4 protein-coding genes are annotated in these 7,545 nt (G+C 58.0%); all 4 read right to left on the bottom strand.

Annotation, left to right across the window (positions count from 1 at the left end; translation table 11 throughout):
* Nucleotides 1–583: 583 nt before the first annotated feature.
* Entirely contained in the window at nucleotides 584–2,746 is a 2,163-nt protein-coding gene (locus tag ACFWZ5_RS43360; protein ID WP_384892573.1) for a hypothetical protein, read from the bottom strand.
* Between the two features lie 54 nt (nucleotides 2,747–2,800).
* Complete coding sequence (locus ACFWZ5_RS43355) at nucleotides 2,801–3,160, bottom strand: hypothetical protein (RefSeq protein WP_384892571.1); 360 nt, start codon at nucleotides 3,158–3,160, stop codon at nucleotides 2,801–2,803.
* Nucleotides 3,161–3,242: 82 nt separating this feature from the next.
* Entirely contained in the window at nucleotides 3,243–4,922 is a 1,680-nt protein-coding gene (locus ACFWZ5_RS43350; protein WP_384892568.1) for a hypothetical protein, read from the bottom strand.
* A 135-nt stretch (nucleotides 4,923–5,057) separates the two neighbouring features.
* Entirely contained in the window at nucleotides 5,058–7,205 is a 2,148-nt protein-coding gene (locus tag ACFWZ5_RS43345) for a hypothetical protein (RefSeq protein ID WP_384892565.1), read from the bottom strand.
* Nucleotides 7,206–7,545 lie beyond the last annotated feature (340 nt).

Raw genomic sequence — 7,545 nt, 5'->3', positions numbered from 1 at the left:
ACGTCCCCTGCCCCATGGTGCAGTACTACTCCGCCTCACCACATAGGACAACGTCAAACCATTCCTCCGGCCGCTCCCCACCCCAGCAGCCAGGAACGACAAGACCGGCCACCACCGTGCCAACCGCGCCCCCACACCGCAGGACACGACATTTGGCCAGCAGGATCCCGGTAGGAGTAATAGATGATCTTTACTGCCCCCGGCTTGAAGAGAGTTACCTCGCTGGTGGCGGGCCACCATCCGTCGCTGGTGTTCTTGCGCTACAGACACGGTGGAGAGCGTGGACGCCTGCGTCCGCGAGGCCGTCTGGGCTCGCCCCCCCCCCCCCGCAAGAGACCGCTTCGTTGAAGCGCGTCTGCTGGGTGCTGATGAACCCGGACGCGGCTGACAAGGGTTATCGTCGCTGGACGATACGCTGGAAATCCCCGGTGAAATCCTCTCAGATCGCTTTCGAAGAATGCCTCACCCCACCAACAGCCACCAAGAGCCGGACAGCTCCGCACAGCAGCCTGGCTAAACCCACCCCAACGACCAAGAATCACAAACTTTTCGAGGCAGTATGATTGAATGGTCGTGTCCAGGGCTATTGGGCGGAGCCTCGACGATAGCCGTCTGGAGGGGTCCTGAGTTCGCCCCCCTCATACAGCCCCTCGCTGGTGATTTTCCAGCCTTCAATTACTTTGATAGGTTTATCTTTGTCGCATTCGGAATTCACCGAAACGCGTACGCTTGTGCCAGGTATGGTAAAGTCGCTTGCCGCATCTGGCAATCCGACAGAGTTATCCCCTGCGGAAGTCTTCACGTTATGCTCGATATCCAGCTGGATGGTCTTTTTGGTGTATGCCGCAGAATTCTCTCCGGCGAAGAGAACCGTGATGTTATCGGCGTTCCAGCTAACGCCCACATTGCGGTCGTTGCCCACAGATTCGATATTCTCACATATGGCAGCCTTGGTGATTCTCGCCTCGCTCTTTTTTGAGGTTGAGACATGAATGTCGTTAAATTCGTCTGGCTGCTGAGGGGAGGATTTCGTCGAGAAGCTCCTCCTGTTCCACCGGAGTCGATAGAAGTAGTGCAAATCTTCCTGGCGGGCAGTGTCGAGGTTCTCAATTCGAGGGATGGGGTCGTGGGTAATTGTAAAATCTGCAGGGGCCGGGGCGTGACGTGCATCCACCGGATCGGAGGCTGATGGCAATTTGAATGGCTTTGCTCTGACCTCCATGGCGGTGATTTCATCCTCCATGGAGAATTCGTATTCCTTTCTGTCATTCTTTGCTTCGTGTTGGGTCCAGATGGTTTCCGTGACCGCCTTTGCGGCATGGGGGGCAGTTTTCCAGACGATCCCTTTCCGTTTCACTTCTTTGAGATTCGTCGTCTCGCGATAGACTTCTACTCCTATATGGTTTTGGTAGCATTTACCCTTCGAGCTCCATATCAATTCACTGAGGGAATTGATATGGCCGGTTGTATTCTCTGCGGCACAGATGGGGGCTCTGCCCTTGGCGGGGAATGCCTCGTATATCTTCTGAGGTGACACCTGGGGAAGGGATTTTTCCGGAGCGGATCCTATCCATGTTACGTTCGTTGCCGGGAAATATGAGAAGAAGAATGTGGACGGATCCCTCTCCGGCTTCTTGACCGTGAGGACCGTTCCTGCGGGAGCGAAAACCGTTAGAGGGCTGCTTTCCAGGTTGTTGCACAGGAAGGTAGCGCCTCCTATTTCTACTGAGGCCGGAATGCAGCGGTCCATGTCCTTGGATGGAGGGAAGCATCCATAGAACCTGCTGTACAGAAACAGGCTGACTTGGTAGTAGCCATCGGTTTTGGCCTCGAACTTAATATCGTTCGTCAGCCAATACTGATGTGTGGTGGGGGCGGGAGTCACGGGCAGGCTGAACCCTCCTGTGACCGTGAGGTCCGTGTACGTGCCGTCTGGCTGGGAGACGGTGAGGTAGAGATCCTGGGTGGCTGCCTCTTCGCCCTTGGCCGCGGTGAGGGTGAACTTTGTGTCGTCGGTGAGGATGAGGGGCTTGGCATTGTGGTCGAGGGGGTCTGGGTAGGAGCGCTGGTCAGGCTGGAGATTCTCCGATTTGTCTCCCCGTTTGAGGGTGAGCATTTTGACGTCCTGCGCGGTCCAGGTGAGGTGGATGGGCTTGCCATTCCGGACCTTGGTGATCGGGGTGGATTTTCCCGCTATGGTCTTGGTATCGGTGGTGTACCTCCCAGTGGCCCGGAAATTTTCGATTTTGAGGCCGGGAGCGCGTTTTGTGAGGGTGGTTGTGGTGGCTGTGGGTGTGGTGCCTTTGTAGGCGTTGAGGGTGATGATGGCGCGGCCAGGTGCGAGATTGAAGCGGACGCCAATGAACTCGACGTGGAGGTGGTCGGTTGTGTGGGTTTCGGTGTGGTGGGCGGTGAGGGTGTAAATGAGGCTGTCTGCGGTCTTCTCGGGCCTTCCGATGGTCCAGTAGGGCTCGTTACTGGAGGGTTTGAAGGGGGTAGTGGAAGTGACTGGTGTGCTCGGGGTGAAGTGGTAGTCCGTGCCAAGTACAGGCTGGATGAAGTCTGCGTCGGCGCGGGTGACCAAGCTTGCGTCACCAGTGCCCATGGGCAGTGCGAGAGTGAGTTTGGTGACCGGCTGGTGGTGAAGACGGAGGTCAAATTTGAGGGTGGTCTGCTGGCCGGCACAAGCTTCGGGAGGGCTAGTGGTGAGGACGATCCCGGTGTCCGGTGGCGAGGCGGCGTTCATGGAGATCTCCGTTGTTGTGAGGATGGTGTCTCGGTGGCAGTGGCAGTGCTCAGGTCAGCTGGCGCTCATCGGTTTCTCCAGAGTGAGGGTGGAGAGAACGGTGAGCTTGCGGAACGTCTTGTCGGGGTTGGGAACGAAGAGGGTGACGTGCTGGGTGTGTTGCCCCTCAGGGTTTGCTGCAGTGAGGAGGAAGGTCGCGGTATCGGTGATGCCGCCGCAGATCTGCCAGCTCCGCTGTCTATCGATGAATGCGGCGTCCTGTTGGTCGAAGATGGGTCCGTTCGGTCCGACGAGGGAGAGGCGGACCGTGTCCGTGCATGTCCAGGAGAGGGCGAAGGACTTGCTGACGGACACCTTGGCCAGGGGGGTCTTGCCTTCGTGGGCATAGAAGCTGTTGATGCGGGGGGTCGGCATGGTGGGCGCTCCTTGGGTTGGTGCTGCCGCGGTGCGGTTCGTGGGCGGGCAGGTGCTGTGCGGTCCTGTTCGGCCGTGCGGATCACTTCTTGGGTGGGGGAGGGGGAAGGATCCTCGGGGTTGTGGCGATGGCACTGATCTCGACCGCAAGCGTGTGCTTCTGCCCCACGTCCTTGTTGGGTTTGGCGCTGAGGGTGGCTTCGGCTGGGAGGCGCAGCCCCACCGGGCTGTGGGCCTGGGGGTCGGCGTAGAGAGTTCCGGCCGGTGTGGAACCTCCGCCGGGAGAAACGACGAAGAGGCCGAGGCCCGGCTTCTTTCCGGCTTCGGGCGTGTATTCGTTGACCTTGCTGATGCCGACAACGACGAAGCGGTCTCCCTCGTGACTGCCTGTCGGAGCCCGGCCCAGGATCTCTTTATCTCCCTGTTCGTTGCTGGTGTAGACAATTGTGATGGGCTTGGAATATGCGGTGTGGTTGAGATCGAGACTCTGCTCAACTGTGACATTGCAGAAAGTGGACGTGGGGTCGTGGATCGCCGCCACGGTCTGCCGAGTGAAGGACAGGTCCTCCTGGGAGAATGCTTCCAGGAGATAGGCCGTTGCCTCGGTCAGTGCTTTGGTGTCCTTGGCATGCTCACCAGCCTCGATGTGGAGCTCTTCCTCCGCATGGACCACGTATTTCTTGACATTCTCCGCCGACCAGATGAGGCGTGCCCTATTTCCCTTCTCGACTTCTGGCTGATCGGTGCTCAGATAGTCGAAGAAGAAGCCAGCCCCCATTTTCGTGAATCGTCCTGCGTCATTCCGTCCTGGAGATTCCTTATAGTCGATCTTCTTCTTGCTGTCTTGCAAGGCGTATTCAAACACCAGCAGCGGCGCTACGCCGGAGGTCGGGCTCACCAGGATGTCATTTAGCTTGAAAGAGAAACTCTCTCCAGGCTTCAGTTCAGCGTATGGGTGCACCTTTCCCTTGACGTATGACTCGAACTGTGCAATAAGCCTCCACCCTTTCTCTCGCTCCTTCTTTTCGGCCTCCTTTATCTGGGCCTTATTTCCTTTTCTGAACCTATTTCCCTTGTCGGGAAATTGCTTGATGCCGTTCAGGTCCTTCTCGCGGCAGATCGACTCCTGGCCGTCACCTACCTTGGCTAGCAGGGCGAGATAGGCAACATAGGCCGTATTTCTGTCGGGGGGGTTGGTGGCTACGAACTCAAGGTTGTTCTTCACGCCGGCATTGATGGGCTTCCCATCTTGTCCCTTGATGGCATATGTCAGCAGAGATGCCTGCGGCAGGGGTTTCAGCATGCTGGCGCCAGAGTTCGCTGGGTACTCAACACGACTTTTCTCAGGGTCGGCGGAAAGTGGGACCGCGACACGTCCCTGCGCAGCGGTCTGGGGCCAGTCCTGGTCGTTGGCGTCGTGCTGCACCAAGAGTTTGCCCGTGCGCTCCTCCCCCTTCTTCCCGTACACATGGATGTTGCTGATGGTGAGGGACAGCACTTCACCGGGTTCAATGTCGCGATCCGATTGGAGGTGAAAGTGCACGGCCGACTGGGTGCGGTCGCCGATTCTGTTGTCGTTGTGCAGCTGACTTTGGCTGAACGTCGTATCGTGCCCGACTCCTGCCTCGACATCCCACCGGAGAGGTGGCTTCGTCCTGTCTTCGGCATCCGTCTTCTTGAGCGAATCGCCATCAGGGTTGACGATCATGGGAGAAGCTTCGTTGGGGCGGTAGAAGTTGACGTCGTTGTGGTCGATGTTCATGGTCGACTCCAGGGAGTCATGGCCTGGGTGGCCCAGGCCGGACGGGCACCAGGAAAGAGGGCATGGAGCAGGCCCGGGTACGTGAGGGCCGCCGAACGGTATGTCTCGGACGGCGGCCGTAGTTCGCCAGGTTCGTTACACGGTGAGCTTCCTAGAGTCCTCACCCAGGAGTTCCCCGTCCGCATTCCAGCACTTCAGCCTGTACGTCCCTGTCTTCCAGTAGCCGTTAGGGGGTTGGTAGACAGAGAAGGGATAGTTAGGGTATCCAGACGGCTTATAAATGAGCTGTTTCTTGGTTGCGGTGACGACTTCTTCAGTCACCTGGCCGTCGGTCCACTGGATGGTGAGCTTGTCCCAGCTGTCTGGAATCTGGAAGTTGATCGTACCGTTAGGCACTAGCTTCTCGCTCGTGATGACGACGACCTTCTTGCCCGCGACCTCGAAGTGCCGCTCATCGGACGTGTAGTTTCCGGTCTTGGCGACCACACTGTGCTTCCCCGTCCGCCATCCTTCCCCGCTGGGGGTGTAGTGGAATGTGCGATCGCCCCTGTTCTCTGCACTGAAGATCTGCGTGTTCCCGCCGCATGTGTCTTCAATCGTGATTGGCTCTTTAATTGCGTCCTTCGGGAGCCTCCCATTAAGCTCGTCATGGGAATAGATTTTCGCCCCTTCCCCGGGATTGGAGATAGTGATATTGGCAAGTCCTGCAACGGTGAAGGAAAGAGCGTTCATCTGGCTCGGTTGGCTGGCTGTGACGACCACCGTGTGCCTTCCCTTCTTCCATTCGCTCTCAGGCTTCCATGACCATTGCGTTGCGTGCTCATCAGTGGTCGTCAGCACGACGCGAGGCAACTCATGCATGGTCCCTTCTCTTTCGCTGATCGTGACATGCGGAGTGTCCCTGAGGGCCAATCCCGAGATTTCGGCCTTCGTGTCGACTTCTGGATCATCTTGCTGAGGGCTGATGAATCGGATGGGATTATCTCTGCCATCGGGCGTCTTCATGATGAAACTAATCTTTGAGCTACTGTCCGGATCGCTGCGCTCGTCACCCAGCCAAGCCACCACTTCTACGTCGTGCGTGACGCCTATATCGCTGAACGTCCAATCCGCTTCTAGACTCCATTTGTAGGTGTCTTTATCCGAGTCGTAGTCCAGCCGTGCGGTCATGATCTGCTCGGGCTGGGCGGGGTCACTGACAGTGACTCTGTCGCAGGGCCCCTGTGAAATACCAGATTGCATCCATGGATCCACAACACCTCCGAGATGCGGCGGTTTGTAGATCGAGTAGCACCCGGTGGGAGACTTCGGCGGAACCGTGATCCTGGGCTTCCCAGGACGCACATTCACTACCTTGAAATTCCGTTCCAGCAAGGCTGACCGATCCGATTCGTTCTGGGCCTGAGCCTTGATTATGTGGTTTGCCCCGGGTTCCCAGCCGCTTTCCGGAGGATCGACGGTCCATGTGCCCCTTTCTGGATAGTCTTGGCGGACGGTGGCACTGCTTCCATTGTGCGTGATGCTAATACCGCCCTGCTTCTTGATGGTGCCGCCATAACTGCCGGTCAGCCTCGTCTTGGGGCTGATCTCGGCGCCATCCTTACCAGGCGTGAGGATGGTCACCGAAGGCGTTGAAGCGATCGCCTTAAATTTCCTCGTAGTGGGGGCAGAGGAACGCCCGTCCAGTTCAGACCATGCGGTCACCATGTACTCTTTATTTGCTATCCAACCGTTGTGCGGTAGAAAGGACCATACTTTTCGATCTTGCTCGATTGAGGTGATCTCTGCCTCTATTACCTTGGGCTCTTTGATATCGGCAGGCTCAATACTCAGCAAGACTTTGTCGCCCGGCAGCCCGTCTGGGGCGAAAGTTCCTCCGACCGCTGTGTCCACATTCAGGGTGTCGGCTTTCTCCCATGGAGTGGTGAACACCACCTGCCCCGGTGTCGTCTCGCTGCGATAGGTGAGCCCGATGTATGTGTTCAGTTTTCTGGCTGTGGCGCTGACGTTCTGGATCAGAATTGTCATGGTCCCGTCATCCGTGCCAGGCTCAAGTGGGTGATCGGGATCCGCCTTGATTAGCATGGCCCAGTTCTTGTTCTCGTAAGGAGACAGCTTGCCATTGGCTCCACTGGCCGCCATAAGAGGTTCCCTTTCTTGAATGCCATTCAGGGGTCGGTGGGTCTTGGGAAGTTGATCGCTGAATGCAGGTTGATCCCTCTGGCGTAGCGTGCACAGTGCCAGCAAATGCGCGCTAAGCGTCGTCCCGTAAGTGCTGATCACGAGCGGGTCTGCTGGTCCGCGGGGGCCCATGCGAGGGATTCGTAAGGGAGCAGGCGCATCTGAGGCTGCTCCAAGTCGTTGGCAGCGTATGAACATCACCAAGCGTGTACTCGCCGCCACCGCACTCGGGGCCTTGGCCCTCCTCGCCGTCGGCACTGCTCCCGCCAGTGCCGCCACAGGCATCTCGCGAGTCAATGCCCAGGCTCAGCGTGGGCCTGACACCCCTTCTACGGGGGCAACATCTGCGCTGGTCTAGTCAGCGTGCTGGCCCCGGCCAATTCTTGCCTGTCGTTCACACGTGCGTGGTTCACCTCCTGCCGGCGTCGCCCCGTTACGCGGC

Source organism: Streptomyces sp. NPDC059003, from assembly GCF_042740445.1.
In the GTDB taxonomy this organism is placed as follows: Bacteria; Actinomycetota; Actinomycetes; order Streptomycetales; family Streptomycetaceae; genus Streptomyces.
Note: the sequence above shows the minus strand (reverse complement) of the source record. Positions and strands in the feature narration are given on the sequence as shown.